The sequence below is a fragment of the Flavobacterium rhamnosiphilum genome, from assembly GCF_004349195.1.
Lineage (GTDB): Bacteria > Bacteroidota > Bacteroidia > Flavobacteriales > Flavobacteriaceae > Flavobacterium > Flavobacterium rhamnosiphilum.
In genome coordinates this window covers 22,213-42,679 of record NZ_SMLG01000016.1, presented here as the reverse complement: position 1 = coordinate 42,679, position 20,467 = coordinate 22,213, and the positions used below count along the sequence as shown (strand labels likewise).

24 protein-coding genes are annotated in these 20,467 nt (G+C 34.8%); 14 read left to right on the top strand and 10 right to left on the bottom strand.

Features of this window, described 5'->3' with window-relative positions; all coding sequences use genetic code 11:
* The first annotated feature begins 31 nt into the window (after positions 1–31).
* The 3 genes from E0I26_RS15700 (at position 32) to E0I26_RS15690 (ending at position 3,076) form a co-directional block, all read left to right on the top strand.
* On the top strand, positions 32–493 hold the full coding sequence (locus E0I26_RS15700) for an SRPBCC family protein (protein WP_131917390.1): 462 nt from the start codon (positions 32–34) through the stop codon (positions 491–493).
* Complete coding sequence (locus E0I26_RS15695; RefSeq protein WP_131917389.1) at positions 493–1,788, top strand: cryptochrome/photolyase family protein; 1,296 nt, start codon at positions 493–495, stop codon at positions 1,786–1,788. Before E0I26_RS15700 ends, E0I26_RS15695 begins: the two co-directional genes overlap by 1 nt.
* 370 nt (positions 1,789–2,158) lie before the next feature.
* Positions 2,159–3,076: a TIGR01777 family oxidoreductase gene (locus E0I26_RS15690; RefSeq protein WP_235831790.1), complete on the top strand. Its 918-nt coding sequence runs from the start codon at positions 2,159–2,161 to the stop codon at positions 3,074–3,076.
* 2 nt (positions 3,077–3,078) lie between these two features.
* Here the strand turns inward: E0I26_RS15690 and E0I26_RS15685 are convergent, their stop codons facing one another.
* From E0I26_RS15685 to rmuC, 4 genes are all read right to left on the bottom strand, one after another.
* Entirely contained in the window at positions 3,079–3,618 is a 540-nt protein-coding gene (locus E0I26_RS15685; RefSeq protein WP_131917388.1) for a YceI family protein, read from the bottom strand.
* A gap of 189 nt (positions 3,619–3,807) precedes the next feature.
* Positions 3,808–4,353 carry an acyl-CoA thioesterase gene (locus tag E0I26_RS15680; protein ID WP_131917387.1) on the bottom strand — a complete coding sequence of 182 codons (546 nt, stop codon included), beginning with the start codon at positions 4,351–4,353 and terminating at the stop codon, positions 3,808–3,810.
* The gene (locus E0I26_RS15675; RefSeq protein ID WP_131917386.1) at positions 4,354–4,719 is read right to left on the bottom strand and encodes a 6-phosphogluconate dehydrogenase; all 366 of its coding nucleotides are present in this window, start codon (positions 4,717–4,719) and stop codon (positions 4,354–4,356) included.
* A 7-nt stretch (positions 4,720–4,726) separates the two neighbouring features.
* On the bottom strand, positions 4,727–6,097 hold the full coding sequence (gene rmuC / locus E0I26_RS15670) for a DNA recombination protein RmuC (RefSeq protein WP_131917385.1): 1,371 nt from the start codon (positions 6,095–6,097) through the stop codon (positions 4,727–4,729).
* A 136-nt stretch (positions 6,098–6,233) separates the two neighbouring features.
* On the opposite strand from rmuC, the gene E0I26_RS15665 reads away from it, so the two are divergent.
* Positions 6,234–6,896: a Pr6Pr family membrane protein gene (locus E0I26_RS15665; protein WP_131917384.1), complete on the top strand. Its 663-nt coding sequence runs from the start codon at positions 6,234–6,236 to the stop codon at positions 6,894–6,896.
* Between the two features lie 93 nt (positions 6,897–6,989).
* On the opposite strand, the gene E0I26_RS15660 is transcribed toward E0I26_RS15665, so the two are convergent.
* Positions 6,990–7,355 (bottom strand): hypothetical protein, encoded by a 366-nt coding sequence (locus E0I26_RS15660; RefSeq protein WP_131917383.1) that lies wholly within the window; start codon positions 7,353–7,355, stop codon positions 6,990–6,992.
* A 170-nt stretch (positions 7,356–7,525) separates the two neighbouring features.
* Here E0I26_RS15660 and E0I26_RS15655 point away from each other — a divergent pair, with 170 nt between their 5' ends.
* The 3 genes from E0I26_RS15655 to E0I26_RS15645 all read left to right on the top strand — a co-directional run bounded on the left by E0I26_RS15655 (position 7,526) and on the right by E0I26_RS15645 (position 10,312).
* On the top strand, positions 7,526–8,110 hold the full coding sequence (locus E0I26_RS15655; protein WP_131917382.1) for a pseudouridine synthase: 585 nt from the start codon (positions 7,526–7,528) through the stop codon (positions 8,108–8,110).
* Positions 8,111–8,134: 24 nt separating this feature from the next.
* A complete protein-coding gene (locus E0I26_RS15650; protein ID WP_131917381.1) occupies positions 8,135–8,590 on the top strand; it encodes a tRNA (cytidine(34)-2'-O)-methyltransferase in 456 nt (151 codons plus the stop codon).
* A 114-nt stretch (positions 8,591–8,704) separates the two neighbouring features.
* Positions 8,705–10,312: a class I SAM-dependent methyltransferase gene (locus E0I26_RS15645; RefSeq protein WP_131917380.1), complete on the top strand. Its 1,608-nt coding sequence runs from the start codon at positions 8,705–8,707 to the stop codon at positions 10,310–10,312.
* A gap of 78 nt (positions 10,313–10,390) precedes the next feature.
* Here E0I26_RS15645 and E0I26_RS15640 read toward each other — a convergent pair whose 3' ends face one another.
* The 5 genes from E0I26_RS15640 to E0I26_RS15620 form a co-directional block, all read right to left on the bottom strand.
* Positions 10,391–11,257, bottom strand: coding sequence for a DUF5602 domain-containing protein (locus tag E0I26_RS15640; protein ID WP_131917379.1), 867 nt, complete (start codon positions 11,255–11,257; stop codon positions 10,391–10,393).
* Positions 11,258–11,589: 332 nt separating this feature from the next.
* The gene (locus tag E0I26_RS15635; protein ID WP_165929463.1) at positions 11,590–12,366 is read right to left on the bottom strand and encodes an ABC transporter ATP-binding protein; all 777 of its coding nucleotides are present in this window, start codon (positions 12,364–12,366) and stop codon (positions 11,590–11,592) included.
* A 38-nt stretch (positions 12,367–12,404) separates the two neighbouring features.
* Positions 12,405–12,749, bottom strand: a complete 345-nt coding sequence (locus E0I26_RS15630; RefSeq protein ID WP_131917377.1) for a 5-carboxymethyl-2-hydroxymuconate Delta-isomerase — start codon at positions 12,747–12,749, stop codon at positions 12,405–12,407.
* A 75-nt stretch (positions 12,750–12,824) separates the two neighbouring features.
* Entirely contained in the window at positions 12,825–13,856 is a 1,032-nt protein-coding gene (locus E0I26_RS15625; RefSeq protein ID WP_131917376.1) for an iron ABC transporter permease, read from the bottom strand.
* A 124-nt stretch (positions 13,857–13,980) separates the two neighbouring features.
* Complete coding sequence (locus E0I26_RS15620; RefSeq protein WP_131917375.1) at positions 13,981–15,123, bottom strand: ABC transporter substrate-binding protein; 1,143 nt, start codon at positions 15,121–15,123, stop codon at positions 13,981–13,983.
* 97 nt (positions 15,124–15,220) lie between these two features.
* On the opposite strand from E0I26_RS15620, the gene E0I26_RS15615 reads away from it, so the two are divergent.
* From E0I26_RS15615 to cobC, 7 genes are all read left to right on the top strand, one after another.
* Positions 15,221–15,586, top strand: a complete 366-nt coding sequence (locus E0I26_RS15615) for a DUF5522 domain-containing protein (protein WP_131917374.1) — start codon at positions 15,221–15,223, stop codon at positions 15,584–15,586.
* A 32-nt stretch (positions 15,587–15,618) separates the two neighbouring features.
* Positions 15,619–15,984 carry a four helix bundle protein gene (locus E0I26_RS15610; RefSeq protein ID WP_131917373.1) on the top strand — a complete coding sequence of 122 codons (366 nt, stop codon included), beginning with the start codon at positions 15,619–15,621 and terminating at the stop codon, positions 15,982–15,984.
* Between the two features lie 59 nt (positions 15,985–16,043).
* Entirely contained in the window at positions 16,044–16,559 is a 516-nt protein-coding gene (cobU, locus tag E0I26_RS15605; protein ID WP_131917372.1) for a bifunctional adenosylcobinamide kinase/adenosylcobinamide-phosphate guanylyltransferase, read from the top strand.
* Complete coding sequence (locus tag E0I26_RS15600) at positions 16,556–17,200, top strand: Dph6-related ATP pyrophosphatase (protein WP_131917371.1); 645 nt, start codon at positions 16,556–16,558, stop codon at positions 17,198–17,200. Before cobU ends, E0I26_RS15600 begins: the two co-directional genes overlap by 4 nt.
* 183 nt (positions 17,201–17,383) lie before the next feature.
* Positions 17,384–19,063 carry a nicotinate-nucleotide--dimethylbenzimidazole phosphoribosyltransferase gene (cobT, locus tag E0I26_RS15595; protein ID WP_131917370.1) on the top strand — a complete coding sequence of 560 codons (1,680 nt, stop codon included), beginning with the start codon at positions 17,384–17,386 and terminating at the stop codon, positions 19,061–19,063.
* Positions 19,064–19,102: 39 nt separating this feature from the next.
* Positions 19,103–19,906 carry an adenosylcobinamide-GDP ribazoletransferase gene (locus E0I26_RS15590; protein ID WP_131917369.1) on the top strand — a complete coding sequence of 268 codons (804 nt, stop codon included), beginning with the start codon at positions 19,103–19,105 and terminating at the stop codon, positions 19,904–19,906.
* Positions 19,891–20,427, top strand: coding sequence for an alpha-ribazole phosphatase (cobC, locus tag E0I26_RS15585; RefSeq protein WP_131917368.1), 537 nt, complete (start codon positions 19,891–19,893; stop codon positions 20,425–20,427). Before E0I26_RS15590 ends, cobC begins: the two co-directional genes overlap by 16 nt.
* Positions 20,428–20,467 lie beyond the last annotated feature (40 nt).

The following is a 20,467-nucleotide window of genomic DNA, read 5'->3' as shown; positions in this document are numbered from 1 at the left end:
ATTTTCGATTAAAAAATAATAATTACCACAAATGAAACTTTATAAAAAAGAAAGCGTTCAACAGGTTAATGCAAGTTTAGAAGAATGTTGGGCTTTTTTTTCCAGTCCAAGAAACCTTCAGAAAATCACACCCGAAACAATGGGTTTCGAAATCACCGATTTCGATAATAAATCGATGTACGCGGGGCAAATTATACAGTACAGAATAACGCCACTTTTAGGGTTAAAATTGCCTTGGGTAACCGAAATTACTTTCGTAAAAGAGAACAGTTATTTTATCGATGAACAACGTTTTGGACCTTATGCGTTGTGGCATCACAAACATTTTTTTGAAGCTACTGAAAACGGAGTAAAAATGACCGATTTGGTTCATTATGCGTTGCCTTTGGGTTTCATTGGCCGAATCATGAATGCATTGGTGGTGAAAAATAAGTTGAAAACCATTTTTGATCACAGACGCGTTATGGTAGATCAACTGTTTAATGCTAAATAATGGTGAAACAAGAAGTATCCTTTTTTTGGTTCAGACGCGATTTACGTTTAGAAGATAACGTTGGATTATTCCATGCTTTGAAATCTAAAAATACTGTTATTCCATTGTTTATTTTTGATGATTCCATTTTGGATAGTTTACCAAAAAATGATCCCAGAGTAGGATTCATCCACGAATCACTTTCTAAAATAAATGCCCAATTACAAAAAATAGGAAGTTCCCTTTTGGTAAAAAAAGGAAAAACCCTTGATGTGTGGCAATCGCTTTTAGAAGAATTTGAGGTAAAGGAAGTCTTCTTCAACAAAGATTATGAACCGTACGCGATAAAACGAGATACAGTTATTTCTGAAGTATTGGAATCAAATAAAATAACTCCGCATTCTTTTAAAGACCAAGTCATTTTTGAAGAAAAAGAAATCACAAAAGCCGATGGATTGCCGTACACCGTTTATACACCTTATAAAAATAAATGGGTGGAAAAATACAAATCAATGGCTCCGGTTCAAGAATATGATACTTTCGATACATTTTCTAATTTTTATAAAAGTGACTTTGTTTTTCCATCTTTGAAACAAATCGGTTTCGAAGAAAATTCAATAAAAGTAAAGCCGCACAACTTAAAATTCATTGCAAATTATCAAGATATAAGAGATTTTCCAGCCTTGGATAAAACCTCCTATCTTTCACCACATTTGCGTTTTGGAACAGTAAGCATTCGGAAATTAGTCAATTGGGCATTTCACAAAAATGATGTTTTTTTGAGTGAACTGATTTGGAGAGAATTCTTCATGCAAATTTTATTCAGTTTTCCAAAAGTTGTTACCCAAAACTTCAAATCAGCGTATGATGGCATTCAATGGCGCAATAACGAAGATGATTTCAAACGCTGGTGTTCGGGAACTACGGGTTATCCTATGGTGGATGCCGGAATGCGTCAACTCAATGAAACCGGATACATGCACAACAGAGTCCGAATGGTGGTAGCGAGTTTTCTCTGCAAGCATTTATTGATTCAGTGGCAATGGGGAGAGGCTTATTTTGCCGAAAAATTATTGGATTACGAATTGTCTGCTAATGTTGGAAACTGGCAATGGGCAGCAGGAACCGGTTGCGATGCAGCGCCTTATTTCAGAGTTTTCAATCCGGAAATCCAACAAAAAAAATTCGACGAGAAAGGAATCTACATCCGTAAATGGATAAAAGAATTTGATTTAGGATACGGAAAACCAATGGTGGATCATGCTTTTGCCAGAGACAGAGCGATTGCCACGTACAAAGCCGGAATTCTGAAGTAAAACTATTATTGATTAGTATTTCTATTATTATTAACCCGTTGGGTGTAATTCAAAAAATATTTCTTTTTACCACATAGAAACATAGAAATGAAACTTATAATTAAAGGAATAATAGAAAACAGCACTATTTTTTGCATAGTTTGACTATGTGAAAAGTAAAACATCTATCAAACTCTTTTTAAATACTATAATTTCTATGTGGTAAAAATCAATTGCACCTAACGGGTTTTATTATTATTATTATTATTATAATGGGTTGCCACATTTTTGTCCTTCCTCGGAATGACAAATTCTATCTAACTATATAGTTAGAATGTTAAACAAAATTTAATGTATTTTTTAGACAGCTATAAATCATTAGCTTTACATTATGATGAAAAAAAATGTATTAATCAGCGGAGGTTCAGGATTTATCGGAAGCCATTTAACAGGCTTGTTGATAGCGAAAGGGTACTCAGTTTCCATCTTGAGTAGAAGTGAAAAACAAAACAAAGGTGACATTTTCTATTACAAATGGGATGTTATAAATCAGACTATCGAGGAAGAAGCGGTTTTAAAAGCTGATTATATAATTCACTTAGCAGGTGAAAATATTGCCGAGAAAAGATGGACAGCCAAACGAAAAGCAGCTATTATAGACAGTCGGGAAAAATCTACTCAGTTGTTGTATTCCGTTTTAAAAAAGAACAATAAAAAACTGGAAGCTTTTATTTCAGCTTCGGCCGTAGGTATTTACGGTGCCGTAAATGGCGAAGAGATTTGTTCAGAAGACACACCTCCTGCAAATGATTTCCTGGGATATACATGCCAGAGATGGGAAGGCGCTTTGGATTTTATTGAAAACTTAAACATTCGCACCGTAAAAATCCGTACCGGATTAGTATTAGGGAAAAATGATGGTTTTTTGAAGCGACTGGTTCCTTTATTCAAGTTTAGATTGGGTTCTGCATTGGGTTCCGGCAAGCAATACATGCCATGGATTCATGTTGATGATTTATGTAACATCTATTTTCAGGCAATTGTTGATTCAAATATGGAAGGACCTTATAACGGAGCAATGAATGACAATACCACCAATACTATTTTTTCTAAAACATTGGCACGTATTTTTGGATATTCTATTTGGTTGCCCAATATTCCTGCTTTTGTATTAAAATTTGCAATGGGCGAAATGGCAATAATTGTCTTAACCGGAAGAAGGGTGTCATCTGATAAGATTGAACAAACAGGTTTTCAATTTAAATTTAAAAATCTAGAAGCGGCATTAAGGGATTGTTTAGCAAAATAGATTTATTCTAAAACACAAATGAGTTGAGTGTTTACACTTTTAGATATTTTGCTGCGAACAATAAAAGGAATTTCAATCATAAAATCATCGGTGTTTAAGGGAAATTCAGCGTTAATTTCAATTCGTTTATCCACTTTTTTCAAGGTGCCACTAATACTTATTTTTCTAGTTCTGCCATGAATGGTAATTTTTCCATTTATTTTACATTCCTTAGCGACAGAATTGATGTTTTTTAAATCGAATTTATCGATTTTACCTTTAAAAACTGCTTTGGGATATCGTTTGCTTTCCATGTAGTTTTCATTAAAATGTTCTTCCATCAGATTTCTTTCAAATTTGAAATCTTTGATGTTCATCCAACAAGCAATCTGTCCCGTTTTAGTTATCAAAATACAGGTTGTTTTTTCATTCATTGCTTTCACTTCTTCAAATAATGGAATTGAAGCTTCAAAATGTATGATACCTCCATATGTCACCATTTTTTCTTGAGCAATAGTTCTAAAAGCAATAATGAGTAATACTATTAGAGTAATTTTTTTCATAGTGGTTTATGAATTAAATTACTTAAAGTTACGAAATAAATAGAAGAAATAAAAGTATTGAGCCGTTGAAAAATTACTAAATCAGTTAATTTTTCAAGGATTTTTTAATCAGAAATTAGATCGTAATTCTAAATGTAATATTCGTAGAAAGGTAGTTTTTACGAATGAGACAGTTAATGGTTAGCGTAATTATAGTGCTAACTTAATGTTGTATTTTTTTAAGCTCTCAAATGATTCTTTTGAGGTGTAATCAAACTCTTCTTCGTGTAGGTCTTTTTCCTTTTTTAGGGCTATTTGTTTGATGCAATTGCAAAAGCGACGTACTTCATTAAGATTGGACAGAATTAATCCGGGAACAACCATGCTCTTGCCTTCTTTGTCTTTGGCGACCATAGTAAAATAGGATGAGTTACAGTGTTTGATTTTTCCCGTTTGAATGTTCTCGGCTTCTACACGAATACCAATAATCATCGAACTGTTACCTACATAATTGACACTTGCTTTCATTGTAACGAGTTCGCCTACTTCTATTGGTTTTAAGAAATTTACGGTATCTACTGAAGCGGTAACACAATAATTTCCCGAAAATTTTGAAGCGCAGGCAAAAGCGATTTGATCCAATAAAGACAAAATATAACCTCCGTGTATCTTTCCGCTAAAATTAGTGTGTGACGGCAACATCAATTCTGAAATGCTGATATTAGAAGATGCGACAGTTTTAAAGGTACGGTTCATTTATTTTATTTTAAAAGGAGAGTTTACCATTTTTACGTCTGTGATAAAATAGCGCGTATCGCCCCACCAAGGAAATGTTCTATAGCGTTCCACATAAGTTACCTGAACATATTTACCTTCCATATCTTTCAAATCAGTAATCACTTTTTCCTCACTGTCCATCACCGAAAAAGAGAAAATCTGTGCTCCGGAAATTCCTTGGCTTATTTCACCTTCCCAAGTTTTGAAAGCAACTCCTTTGCGGCTCACTTTTATTAATTCGCCAGAACGTACACCTTCGCTATACGTGGCATTGTATAAAAAAGCGAAATAACCGGCAACTGATATTACAAGTATTGCGGTAATAATCATTAAAAATTTCCTCATTTTTTGTTTAGTTTAAAAGTTGATTTTCGTCTTTTTCTGCTCGATTTAATATGCTTTCCGGAAGTGCTTTCTTCGCTTTGGCTCCCATTTTTTTTAATTTTTCTACACTCACAATCAGGTTTCCTTTTCCTTCCACCAATTTGTTCATGGCACCGCTGTATTCAATTTTGCTTTCGTCTATTTTTTTACCAATTTTGATTAAATCACCTACAAAACCTTCAAATTTATCATACAAAGCACCTGCTTGTCGTGCAATTTCCAAAGCGTTTTCCTGTTGCTTTTGGTTGGTCCACATGCTGTCAATCGTTCGTAAAGTAGCTAATAAAGTAGCTGGCGTAACAATGACAATGTTTTTCTCGAATGCTTTGTTGTACAAACTTGTATCCTCATTGAGCGCCATGGCAAAAGCAGGTTCAATTGGGATAAAAAGCAAAACGAAATCAGGACTTTCTATTTGATATAAATCGTGGTAATTTTTATTGCCCAATTGTTCTACGTGGCGTTTGATGGAATTGACATGTTCTTTTAAAAATCCAATTTTCATATCGTCATCTTCCTCATTGATGTATTTTTCATAAGCAGTCAAAGAAACTTTAGAATCAACAATCATCTTTTTGCCGTCTGGCAGATTGATGACAACGTCAGGGAAAACGCGATTTCCATCTTCGGTAGTGAAAGCTTGTTGCACTTCGTATTCACGGCCTTTCTCTAATCCTGATTTTTCAAGAACGCGTTCCAAAACCAATTCGCCCCAATTTCCCTGCATCTTGCTGTCGCCTTTCAAAGCTTTTGTCAAGTTGATGGTTTCCTTGCTCATTTGGATATTCATTTCTCGTAAGCCTAGAATTTGTTGGCGCAAAGCCGCATGATAATCAATACTTTCTTTGTGAGTATCTTCGACTTTCTTTTCGAACAAATGAATTTTATCCTGTAAAGGCGTCAAGATATTTTTCATATTTTCCTTGTTCTGTTCCGTAAATTTAGTGGACTTTTCTTCTAATATTTTATTGGCGAGATTCTCAAATTCCTTGGTGAATTTTTCCTGTAATTTCTCCACTTCTTCTTTTTGTTCTTTGTTGCGTTCCCAAAGATTTTCAAAATCAACTTCCTTTTTAGAAAGCTGGATTGCCAGACTGTCTTTTTCGTTTCGAATGCTTTCTTTCTCAGTATTGGTGCTTTCTAATTGCTTTTCAAAAGTTGTTTTGTCAACAATAATCTGCTCTTTCAGTTGATTGAATTGAGAAGAAAATGCAATTAGTTTTTCCTCTAAACTAATTTTTTCCAACTGGAATCGGGCAGAAAAAATGAGTTTGCCAATGAAAATACCAATGGCGAGCGCAACGATGAAAATCAATAAAAACGGAAGCATATTTGACATAGAATTTCTTTTTGTAAGTTTGTAAAAATAAACAAAAGTTTGCTGGTTTCCTTTCGGAAATCAAAATAGTATCTCAAGTTTTAGCATTCGTGGATTTGTAAATGTAGTTGTTAATTAATTTTATACTTTAAAAAATATGCAGGATAAATCTTTAAAATTGAATTCTCGTTTTTTTGCAATTATAGCTATTGTCGGTTGGTTTGCTGTTGTATTGCAATTGTATCTTATCATTATCAATCGTGTGGCTTCGCTTCCGGAAACAATTGTTCGGTTTTTTAGTTTTTTCACCATTCAAACGAATATTTTGGTGGCAATATGTTTTACTTTTCTTTGGCTGAAGCCAAAATCCAAATGGGGTTTGTTTTTTTTGAAACCTAAAAATACAACAGCAATTACATTATATATCACCATTGTAGGACTTGTTTACAATGCGATTCTACGATTTTTATGGGCTCCAACGGGTTCTCAAAAAGTAGTGGATGAATTGTTGCATTTGGTTATTCCACTATTGGTTTTGATATATTGGATTCTATTTGTTCCTAAAAAAACATTGGAATTCAAAGACATTTTTCCGTGGTTGATTTTTCCTTCGGTGTATTTGGTTTACACGTTAATTCGGGGTGCTTTTTTTAGTTTTTACCCGTATCCGTTTGTCGATGTGATTCTTTTGGGCTACAATACAGTATTGCTGAATAGCTTTTTTATGCTATTGGCTTTTCTTTTTTTTGGAACTTTACTGATTGGGATTGGGAAAATGAAACGAGTAAATTCAGAATCAAACGTTTCTACTGATAGTTGATTTTTTGAAATTAAATTAGTTTTAATCACGCCATAAAAAAAAGCCAGATTTCGTTGCTGAAATCTGGTTTTTTTTATGAAAAAAAATCAATTTTTATTCATCCAGTTTTATATTCCCTCGGTCTTCTTTATTATCAGGATGCTCATTCGGATAACGGTTAGGAATGATATCCGAGTTGTGATCTTTATTTTCTACCATTTTTTTAGCTTGTTCTTCGGAAACATTCGCGGTATCAGAACTTAAATTTTTAGGAGTACTATCCTCATTCTGTTTCAAAGTTCCGTCTATATTGCGTGCTCTTTGAACAATTTTTTGATTTCCATGTGCATCAGTTTCTACTTCTGTTTTCAAATGTGATACGTCGGAATTATAATCTTCAGGTAAGTTTTTACCGCTAAATCCTTCATTTGTATTTTGCTTATTGTTCGTTTTTTTTGAACTTAAATCGTTATTTTCCATGATGTTTAATTTTAATGATATAACATTAGCTATTATAATATTACGTCTTTTAAACGAGGTAATTTAATCATTTAACTTAGCTTTTGGTTTACACCAATAAATGTATCGCAATACTATTTTAAATCCAGCGAAAACAAAACTATCTTTGCACGCACAAATAATACAATAAAATGTCTCATTCTCACTTCATCATTCATAAACCTTACGGGTATTTGAGCCAGTTTATTTACGAATTAAAAAGAAAAAAGAAACTGTTGGGTGAATTATATGATTTCCCCAAAGGAACGATGGCTATAGGTCGTCTTGACGAAGATTCCGAAGGATTGTTGCTATTGACCACGGATGGAATGATGAGCGAAATCATTCGAAGTAAAAAAGTCGACAAGGAATATTATGTCCAAGTTGATGGCGTTATCAATCAGGAAGCGATCGAGCAATTGCAAAAAGGGGTCGAAATAGGTTTTAATGGCACGAAATACATCACTAAACCCTGCAAAGCTTTTTTAATTCATGAAATTCCTGCTTTTGGCGCAAGAGGAAAAAAGATACGCGATGAACGTCACGGTCCAACTTCCTGGGCTTCGATTACAGTCAATGAAGGAAAGTTTCGCCAAGTCCGTAAAATGACGGCAGCGGTTGGTTTTCCTACGTTGCGATTGGTTCGTGTTCGAATAGGAAACGTACATCTTAATGATTTACAGGCGGGAGAAGTTCTGGAAGTGTCTGATTTTACAGTCGATTCGAATGAAAAATAACAATAAAAAATAACAATAATTGCAATGTTAAACATCGTTTTAGTAGAACCTGAAATCCCAAATAATACCGGAAATATTGGCCGATTGTGCGTAGGTACCGAAAGCCGTTTACACTTAATTCATCCTTTTGGATTTGTAATCAATGATAAAAATTTGAAACGTTCCGGATTGGATTATTGGGTGCATCTTGATGTAACAGAATACCAGGATGTAGCCGAATGGAAAGCACAAATTCCTGATTTGTCTCGTGTTTTCCTGATGAGTTCCCATGCCGAAAAATCGTATTTGGAGAATGATTTTCAGGATGGTGACTGGTTGGTTTTTGGGAAAGAGAGTAAAGGCTTGAGTGAAGCAGTTTTAAACGAATTTCCCAATCACCTGACAATTCCGATGTCATCACTAATTAGAAGTTTTAATATCGCTAATTCTGTCGCTTTTGTTATTGGCGAAGCGAAGAGACAAATAACTAGTAAACTGTAAATTAGAAATAATAAGTTGTAAAAAAGTAAGGCGTTATTGTGGTTGAAATTTCATATATTTGAGTAGGTCATTCTGGATTGAATTGTGTTTTTTCTCCATTAAAACGTACTTTTTATGATTGATAAAATTACTCTTAGAAGCACCATTTTTAAGCATTTAGATGGTTTGGTTACTGCTCCCGTAGCGTATGTTTTGCATGAAAAAGGAGTGCTGTCCTATATTCTTGACAAAAAAGAAGTAACGCTTACGGAACTTACGGAACAGTTTAAAGCTAATGAAGGCTATCTCAATGTGGGGTTGCGTGTTTTATGTTCTCAAGGATTCCTGGATTATCATATCAATACCACTACGGACCAAATAAAATTCAGCATAAACGATAAAAGTGCGATTGCATTTTCAATGTTCTATCTGTATGAAGATGTGCTTGATTTACTGCATTTCTCGATGCAATTTCGCACGCGATTATTAGACGATTTTCCATTTGTCAGATTGGGTTTAATTTTCGATTTGTACGCAACTAATTATGGAATTTCATTTTCGAATGATACGCTGACCAATGAAATTCAACATCAGATTTTAATGCATATTGAAGGTTCTTTGGTTGGACCAATATTAGTGCGGTTGGGCATGAGCGGAATGTTTCATAAGTATTTTATGGAAATTTCCTTCCGTCCCGAAGAATTTCATAAGTCCCCCGAAAATTTCAAAATCATATTGGATTTCTTTGTTGATTTAGGTTGGTTTACCAAAAAAAAAGGCAATTATCAGTTTACGGAAAAAGGGTTGTTTTTCGCAAAAAGAGCAGCAGCTTACGGGGTGACGGTTTCCTATTTGCCTACATTTAGTAAAATGGAGGATTTGCTTTTTGGTAACCCAAATATCCTTCGAACGGTTGCCGAAGGTGAAGATGAAATTCATGTGGATCGCGAAATGAATGTTTGGGGAAGCGGAGGTGCACACGACACATATTTTAAAGTCGTGGATGAAATTATTATCAAATTATTTAACTTACCAATAGCAGATCAGCCCAAAGGAATTCTTGACATGGGTTGCGGCAATGGAGCGTTTCTGGAACATATTTTTGATGTTATTGAAAGACAAACGCTGCGTGGCAAAATGCTGGATGATTATCCTTTATTCCTTGTGGGTGCCGATTATAATCAGGCGGCATTGAAAGTAACCCGAGCCAATTTAATCAAAGCCGATATTTGGGCCAAAGTAATTTGGGGTGATATTGGTCGTCCTGATTTGTTAGCTGACGATTTATTGGAAAATTACAATATTGATTTGAAAGATTTGTTGAATGTGAGAACCTTTCTCGATCATAACCGAATTTGGGAAATGCCGAAACAGATCACCAAAGACAGAGTGAGTCATTCAACAGGAGCATTTGCACACAGAGGAGAGCGAATCAGTAATAGTTTGGTTGAAGATAATCTATTGGAACATTTTAATAAATGGTCTCCGTATGTTCGAAAATTTGGATTATTAATGATTGAATTGCATACGATTGCTCCAAATTTGACGGCTGCTAATTTGGGAAAAACAGCTGCAACGGCTTATGATGCCACACACGGTTTTTCGGATCAATATATAGTCGAGATTTCTGTTTTGCACAAAATAGCTGCTGAAGCGGGATTGTACCCGGATACTAATTTTTTCAGGAGATTTCCGGATGCTGCTATTGCAACTGTAAGTGTTAATTTGTTGAAAGGAGTTTGATAGGACGATTTTGTAGAATAAAAAAAATGAGGAAGCATCCAACTTCCTCATTTTGTATTAATTTATAGCTGTCAAGTTTTACAAGGATGGTGTAGGTGGTGTAGCATCTTGATGCACAAAATGGCTTAAAGTAATATTGATGTTTCCTGTTTCTTCATGACGCATATTATACATTGTAGGATAATTTCCTTCTTTTTCGAATATTGTTGGTTGGTTATATGCACTACTAAAGTACTTGGTTTCATCTTGCAAGAAGTTTAATGTTATCATTGGTTCCACAAAAATAATTTTTCCATCATAGGTGCCGTAAATCATAACATTAGTGAACGGTATATAATTGGGCGGTACTGGCAACCAGTGTTTTCCCATTTGACCTTCACCCGCTCCAATAGGAGTTCCGTAGTTTAAAGGCATATAACCACCAGTAGTAATAGTCATAGGAGGAATAGTAAGGGTGGTAGTAGGAGGAAAATTGTTAAATGCAGCATGAGTGGTTGCAGAATAGTTTGGAATTGCTAGTCGCTCTTCATTTGAAATCATATAGAAATGAAAATCGAAATGGGGTACTGTAAAAGAACCAGGAGGTCCGCCAGGATGACCGTGGTTCTGCCAGTTAAGCCCTATGTGCTGAAAAGGGGTTAATTGTCTGGCTTTAAGATGTAACGGAAGCACAGTTGTTGGTCCAGGACCTTCTATGTCAGGGAGTCCCTCTAATGCTCCGGGAGTCATTTCAATACCAATTTCAACCGGCTTTCCGCTAAGTTGATTCACACTAATCCAAGAACGTACAATACCGTTTCCGATTTCAACTTCGGGCCCTTTAAATACGAGAAGTTTGTCGGCACTAATTTTCGCGCTAAGAGATTTGGATGTGGTTTTCAGTGAATCATTGTTTAGCGGCTCATCTTGGGAGCAAGAAAAAAACAGCAGCAATGATCCAATCAAAATTAACTTTTTTGACGTGTAAAATAGATTTTCCATAATTAAATTTTTTAAAAATTGTTCTTAATGTTGAGGTTAAGAAAAGATTTGGGAAAATCTAAATTAAAGGAGAATAAAATTACTAAAATATATTTAAAACGCTGATAATCAGCGGGTATTTTTTTTAGTTAAAGATTTGTTAAAATTATTGTAATAATCTATGCCGTTTGTATTGTGATTGGTCTTGAAATTACCATAAATTTCGTAATAGTAATTTCTGTTAAAATTTGTTAAAAGGAAATTAGACTAGTGTTCAGTCCATAACCCATAACTTTTAACTCACAACTTCTAACTCCTCAACGAATAAGAAACTTCCCCTTTTCGCTATCAAAAACAATATGTTCATCTTTGAATAAGGTATTAAAACTTCCTTTACTGATCAAATTGCACGGCTCGTCTTGCACTACTGTTTCTGGCGTCATGATAATCATTTCGTCACTCAATTGTATCGCCATATCGATATCATGAGTAGAAAAAAGGATGCATTTTCCAGTTTCATGCGTCAGTTTTTTGAGTAATTTGAAAAGTGCCACTTTGTGTAACAAATCCAAATGGGTTGTGGGTTCATCTAGAATAATTAACGGAGTATCTTGTGCCAAAGCACGTGCAATAAGGACTTTTTGCAATTGTCCGTCACTTATTTCATAATGTTTTTTAGTAGCTAAATGACTGATTTGAGTGAGTTCTAAAGCGATATTCACTTTCTCGATATCATCAGCAGACAAAGTTCCAATCCAGTTTGTATACGGTTGACGACCCAAAGCCACTAACTCAAAAACGGTTAGATTGCTTGGTGGTAATTTTTCGGTAAGAACAATACTTAAATTTTGGGCTAATTCTAAAGGCTCGTAGGAAGAGATTTTTTTACCATTCAAAAAAGCATCACCGTGTAGCGGTTTTTGAATTCCGGTAATCGTTCGCAATAATGTTGATTTCCCAATTCCATTAGCACCAATCAAAGCAATAAGTTTTCCTTCTTGTAAATTCAAGTTGAGGTTTTCGGCAATGGTTACTGTCGATTTTTTGGTTTTATAGCCAATGCTTAAATTAGAAGTGGTAAGGATGTTATTCATTTTTATGGGTTGTAAGTGGTATGGAATATTTTCAAAAATTACACCATCGATTTATTACAATACGTTGCTTTTTCAAAATCCCTAATGTTTATTGATAGTATTGGAACATCTGGAAACATTAATTTCAGTTGACCAACTATTTTTTTTGAAAGATTACTTTTCTGTTCCGTTGTTCTACCTTCCATTATATTGGCAAAAATATGGATGAAATCATCTTGAGTGTTTCCTATATTATAATATTTAAAAGGATTAATTCTGACTTTTATGTCCCCGATATCAAAAAGGTTTGTCGATTCAGCGGTATCGTAAACCGCTTGGATAATTTCCTCCGGTGATTTCAAATTCAAAATATTTTCTGAACAATCAATTATAAAATGTGGCATAATGTTATATATTTTTAAATAGCTTGAATGTATTCCGGTATTTACAAAGATGATATTGAACACTGAATACTAAAATCATCCCATCATTTTCCTCTTTCGTACTAAAAGCCAAACCACGATGGGAGCACCAAATATAGAAGTTACAGCATTGATAGGCAAAGTAATTTCCATGCCTGGCATTTGTGAAATAGCATCACAAATAAGCATTATTGCAGCTCCTAAAAGTAATGTACTCCAATACAATACGGAATGGTCACTGGTTTTAAATATCAATTTTGCTATATGAGGAACTGCCAAACCAACAAAGGCAATTGGACCTACATAAGCGGTAATGCTGCCTGCTAAAATACTCGTTGCAAAAATGATAATCAGGCGTGCTTTTTTGAAATTCAGACCTAAACTGCGGGCATAGTTTTCGCCCAAAAGTAAAGCATTCAATGATTTGATACTAAAAATGCTCAAAAACAAACCAATTCCCACGCAAACGGATAAAATGAGGATCGATGTCCAAGACAAATTCCCAAGGTTTCCCAAAGACCAAAAAGTGAATTTCTGTAATTGTTCCGCTGAGCTGAAATAGGTTAATACACCCACAATCGCACTGGTAAAACTGCCAAACATCAAGCCCACAATTAATATGGCCATTGTATCACGCAAACGCTGCGAAACTAATAAAACCAATAACAAAACAGCAGTACTTCCTAATGTAGATGCCAGAACTATTCCGTAGGAAGATAACAAAATTGTACTTAAAAATGACGGTAACAAACTAGCGCTCAATATAACAAATGCAACGCCCAAACTTGCCCCAGAACTCAGTCCTAAAACGTCAGGCCCTGCCAATGGGTTTCTAAACAAGGTTTGCATTAATAAACCACTTATCGATAATCCCATTCCTACTAAAACAGCAGTGATAGCCTTAGGTAAACGGTAGTTGATAATGATATATTCCCAAGTGGATTTACTCGCCTGACCACCCGTTAAACTGGTGTAGATTTCTTTAAAAGGAATCGTAATGGAACCAAGACTAATGTTTACAAAAAACAAAAAAATAAGCCCTAAAGTAAGCAATAAAAATAGAATCGTATTTCGTTTTTGGTGAGGCAATTTGTTCTTATTTAGCTATTAATGATTGTTATTTAGAAGTTTGTTTAAGGTAACTTCAGTTACTTGCAAAAAGTACACAAACAGATTCGGTTTCAGCTCCCTCTCTTCAGGAGGAGAGCGGAATTTAATTTAGTTTTTGTGCAAAAGTAAAAGTATAGTTTGGAAGCAATTCAGGATGGAAGATTTTAATATAATCCTTCAAAACCAAATCCGGTCGGCTTGGTGCTAACTCATAATAAATGGTACCGCCTTTTGCCCCTAATTTACTTTCAAAAGTATAAACATTTTTGCTTGTAAAAGCATCAAATTGTCTGTAATGTGGGTTGCTGTCCCCTAATTCGGATATTGTTTTAAACGGACCTGAAGCAATCCAGTAATCAGCATTTTTAGCTTTGTCTAATATGTTTTCAAACGACAAGCCCAGACTTCCGGTTCCTTCAACATTAGACCAAAGATAATTGGCTTTTGCATCTTTCATAAATTGTGCTACCCAGCTATTTCCTTTGGCAACAAACCATTGATCCTGATACATCGAACCATATAATACAGTTGATTTAGATTTTTCATTTGAAACTAATTTTAAGGCCTCATTGTAGTTCTTTACAATGGTATCAAAAAGTATTTTGGCTTCTTTTTCTTTACCAAATAATGCACCGTACAGTTTCAACCATTCTGCTTTTCCAAGAGGGGATTGTTCCATCCAATCGCCCTGGATCATTACTTTTAAGCCGCTTTTTTCTAAATTTTTGATCATTGGGTTGTTATTGTCTACGCCAAAAGTCACAATAAGGTCAGGAGCCAATTCGATGAGTTGTTCCATGTTTAATTTTTCATTTTGACCCACGTTTTTAACGGAACCCACATCAATTAATTGTCGTGTTTTCTCTGAAGATACATAATCGGTATGTGGAAAACCAACCAACGATTTTTCGACGCCTAGCATCTCCAGAAAAGGAATATTTGTAGTTGAAGTAACCACAATCGATTGCAGGGGAACTTGAACGGTAGTGTATTTTTGCAGACTGTCCGGAACGATACTGTTTTTTTCTTTCAGTATATAAGTAAAGTTTTTATTGGCATCAGGCCAAGGATTAATCACCTTTACAACTGAATACCCATCGTACTTATAAATAGAAAGTCCCGAGGCATATTCGATTGCATTTTTTGAATTAGTACTTTCTTTTACGTTTAGGTTTTCGCTTTTTTTACATCCGACGAAAGTTGAAAAAGAGAAAACAAAAAGGATTAATTTAAAAGAGAATTTCATGATTTAATTTTTTGATAGCAACAAAGGTATACCAAATTTATAAAATTTCTTGTTTATTTTTAGTGGTAAAAAATTGAACAAATACTATCTTTACGAAATGAATAGCATTAAAGTCAAAAACTGTTCTACTTGCGGAACTCCTTTTAATTGTGGGGACACACCTGAAGGAAGTAAATGCTGGTGCAACAATTTTCCGCCCATTTTTACTCCATCAGAAGTGGTGGATTGTCTCTGTTCCAGTTGCTTTACAACTGCTTGTTCCATTAAAATTGACGAGTACGTAGCTACACTATCTTCTGAAACTGCAATGGATAATAAAGCCAAAGATTTACCCAAAACGACTAATCTCGTGGAAGGAATCGATTATTATTTGGAGAACGGGAATTATGTTTTTAAAGCTTGGTTTCATCTTAAAAGAGGGCATTGTTGTACTAATGGATGTAGACATTGTCCGTATAAATAATTGTTTGAATTGTTAATTATAAATTATTGATTATGAAGGAGAACATTATAAAAAGCAAGAGTTTTGATTTTGCAATTCGCATAGTTAAATTGTACCAATATTTATGTTTCGATAAAAAAGAATTTATATTATCAAAACAGTTGTTAAGATCTGGAACAAGTATTGGAGCGATGATTCGTGAAGCGGAACATGCAGAAAGCAGGCAAGACTTTGTTCATAAGCTTTCCATTGCTCAGAAAGAGGCTAATGAAGTTGTTTATTGGTTAGAATTATTAAAAGCTACTGATTATTTGAATGAAAAAGAATTTGAAAATATAAATAACGATGCAATATCAATATTAAAACTTATAACAAGTATTATTAAAACGACTAAAGCAAAAGTTGATATCAAGAAATAAGTTATTCAATTAGCATAAAAGATGCGATTACAATTTACAATTAATAATTTACAATTACAATGATATATTTAATAACAGGCGGAGAACGCTCCGGGAAAAGCAGTTATGCCGAAAATTTAGCAAAAGGATTATCGGATAAACCAATGTATGTGGCTACAGCCAGAAAATGGGATGATGATTTCCAAAAGAGAATCGATCGCCATCAAAAAGATCGTGACGAAAGATGGATTAATATCGAAAAAGAAAAACACTTGAGCGAAATTGATTTTTCGGGAAAAGTAGCCATTGTCGATTGCGTTACACTTTGGTTAACAAACTTTTTTATAGATACTAAAAATGATGTTGGCTTGTGCTTGGAACAAGCTAAAGCCGAATTTGACGCTATTGTCAAACAGGAAAATGCAACAATTATTATTGTAACCAATGAAATAGGGATGGGCATTCATGCCGAAACGCATATTGGTAGAAAATTCACCGAACTGCAAGGCTGGATGAACCAATATTTAGCTAAAAATGCCGATACCGTTGTGCTTATGGTTTCTGGAATTCCTGTAACGATAAAAGAGAAAAAATGAATTTTGTAACTTCTTGGAGTGGCGGAAAAGACAGCTGTTATGCAATGATGCAAGCAGTTCAGCAAGGATTTATTCCTAAAGTGCTACTCAATATGATGAATGAAAACGGTAAAGTGTCTCGTTCTCACGGATTGCCGTTGTCTATTTTGAATCAGCAAGCACAAAAAATGGGATTGCCTTTGGAAGGAATTCCGGCGACTTGGGGTGATTATGAAGTCAAATTTATTGCTGTTTTGAAAATGCTAAAAGCCAAGTATGATTTGGAAGCAGCCGTTTTTGGGGACATTGATTTGCAACCGCATAAAGATTGGGAGGACAAAGTGTGCGAGGCGGCTTCGCTAAAAGCAATTTTGCCTTTGTGGCAACAAGACCGAATCGTTTTGGTGAACCAAATGATTGAAAACGGCATCAAAACCATGATTGTTTCTTGCAATACGCAAATGGGCGAAAGTTATTTAGGTAAAATTTTAACCAAAGAATTAGCACAGGAATTGCTTAAAAAAGGGATTGATCCTTGTGGTGAAAACGGAGAGTTTCATACGTTGGTAATTAATTGTCCGTTGTTTTCGGAAGCGATTGAATTACCTGAATTTGCAACCAAAACCTATAACGAGTATTGTTTCGTTGTTTGGGAAGAATAACTTTTCAATAACAAAAAAAAAGCAATGTCAATTTCAATGGCAAAAATCAATTTCAAAGCAATGTTTTTTAAATTGATTTTTGCCATTGCCATTGAATTTTGCCATTGAAATTGATATTGCCATTGCTATTGAAATTGATATTGACTTTTGCCATTGAAATTGAAAATTTTTTAATTTAAAAATATGACTCATTTAGATGATATTATAAAATCCCGTCGCGACACCCGTCATTTTACGAATGATGAAGTGCCTGATGCGGTTATTCAAAAAGCATTACAAGCGGGACATTGGGCACCTTCTGTGGGTTTGACTGATGCTACAAAATACTATCTGATCAAGTCGACTGAAATCAAAAAGGCGATCAAGAAGTTGTTTTTAGATTACGATAAAAAAGCGGCTAAACTTACTGATAATGAACAACAAAAGACACAATACCAAGCCCTAAAACTCGAAGCAATTGAGGAAGCGCCACTCGGATTAGTGATTTGTTATGATCGTTCGGTATTGAATAGTTTTACCATTGGAACAGTTGGTAGTAATGAGGCAATAAAATTCAGTTCGGTTTGTGCAGCACAAAATATTTGGCTTTCGCTTACAGAGCAAGGCTATTCTATGGGTTGGGTTTCCATTTTGAATTATTATCAGTTCAAACAATTATTGGGTTTACCCGAAAATATCGAGCCTTTGGGTTATTTCTGTGTCGGCAAACCCGCTAGCAATTACGATAACCAACCGATGTTACAACAATTGAATTGGAAACAAAAACAGGACGTTCCTTTTATAGAAGAAATAACCGTTTTACACGAAAGTAAAATCGAAAATATAAATTTTGAAAATCAAGATAAAATAGGTTTTTCTTCCGATTTATCTGAAGCATTGCAATACAAAATCGATAATAAAACCAAGCCGACTGGTTCTTTAGGGATATTAGAAGTTTTAGCCAAGCAAATAGGCGAGGTGTTTCAAACTTTGGAACCGAAAATAATTCAGCCCAATATTGTTGTTTTTGCTGCCGATCACGGAATTGCGAATCACGGCGTAAGTGCCTATCCGCAGGATGTAACTCGGCAGATGGTAACCAATTTTCTTGAAGGAGGTGCCGCAATCAATGTGTTTTGTAAACAAAATAACATCCAATTATCAATTGTAGATGCCGGTGTGAATTATGATTTTCCCATGAATGCCAGTTTGATTTCGGCTAAAATAGGGAAAGGAACACACTCTTTTTTGCATGGTGCCGCAATGAGTAAAACGGAATTGGAATTGTGTTTTGTAAAAGGAAATGAAATAGTTGCAACCGTTGCAAAAACAGGAAGTAATTGTATTGGTTTTGGCGAAATGGGTATCGGGAATACATCTACAGCTTCTGTTTTAATGAGTGTTATTTTGGAATTACCAATAGAAGATTGCGTAGGAAAAGGAACAGGTGTAAATGATGAAAAGTTGCAATTCAAAATCGAAATTTTAAGAAAATCGATTGAAGATTATAAAGGTGATACCGATTTGGACAGTAAATTAGCTTATTTTGGGGGATTCGAAATCATGCAAATGGCAGGTGGAATGTTGCAAGCCAAAGAAAAAAATATGCTTGTCCTTGTTGATGGATTTATTTGCAGTGTCGCTTTTTTGATTGCGTATAAAAAAAATCCGTCCATTATCACAAACGCTATTTTTTGCCATAGCTCGGCAGAACAAGGACATCAAAAAATAATAGATTATCTAAAAGTTCGTACTGTATTACAACTCGATTTGCGATTGGGAGAAGGAACGGGTTGTGCTGTGGCATTTCCTATTATCCAATCGGCAGTGGCATTCTTGAATGATATGGCGAGTTTTGAATCTGCCGGGGTTAGTGGTCGATAAACGGCAGAGACGAGAAAAAAATCAAAAAATAATATAAAAATGAAAAAAGAACTCCATATATTTTTTACTGCATTGATGTTTTATACCCGAATTCCATGTCCTGCAACTATCGACCACAATCCTGATTATTTAAACAAAGCAACTCGCTATTTTCCAATTATCGGTTGGATTGTAGGCAGTGTGGCGTTTGGAGTATATTGTGTTTTTAATTATTTAGTTGCTTCTGAAATTGCCATAATCTTCTCTATGATTGCTTCGGTTTTAGTGACGGGAGCTTTTCATGAAGATGGTTTTGCTGATGTTTGTGATGGTTTTGGAGGTGGCTGGACCAAAGAAAAAATCCTGATGATTATGAAAGACAGCGCCATTGGTGCTTATGGAGCGATTGGTTTAGTGCTGTTGTTTTTACTTAAATGTCAAGGGTTGGTTCAATTAATTGACGTCTCGGATACTAAATTTATAATTTATAATTCACAATTTATACTTCTATTATTGCTTGTTTCAGCGCATTCCATAAGTCGATTAGCGGCAATTTCAATTGTTTTTACGCATCAATATTCTCGTGAAGATGCTTCAAGTAAAAGCAAACCCATTGCACAAAGCTATTCTTGGCGAGAAGTGGTTGGTGCTTTCTTTTTTGGATTGGTACCGCTTGTCGTGTTATCCTATTTTCAATGGCAAATACTTTTGGTTTTACTGCCTGTTTTTTTGACTCGATTTTTTTTGGCACGTTATTTTCAAAAATGGATTGACGGTTATACGGGAGATTGCCTGGGTGCCACACAACAAGTTTGCGAAGTGGTTTTTTATATATCAGTTATTGCATTATGGAAGTTTATTTAGTACGCCACACAGAAACGGTTTGTGAAAAAGGAATTTGTTACGGACAATCGGATGTGGGATTGCAGCAACCCTATGATGTTGTTTTTGAAACCATTCTAAAACAATTACCCGAAGATGCGATTCTTTATTCCAGTCCTTTGCAGCGTTGTGTTCTTTTGGCGAAGTATATTAAAGAAAATTCAAAAATCAATTCGATTCAAGAAGATTCCCGTTTGCTGGAAATGCATTTTGGCGATTGGGAAATGAAAAATTGGGATGTGATTCCGCCGGATGATTTTACGCCTTGGATGAATGATTTTGTAAATGTTCGCGTACCCAATGGAGAATCATTTACTGATTTACATGATCGAGTAATTGATTTTATGAATAATGAACTTCAAACAATCAATTCAAAACCAGTAATCATTGTGGCACATGCAGGAGTGATACGAAGTATATTGTGTAGAATTTCCAATCTACCACTAAAAGATGCGTTCCAAAATAAAGTAGATTTTGGCGCTGTAATTAAAATTGAATTATAAAATTCGCAATTATTTAGGTTATTAACTTAATATAATTTTA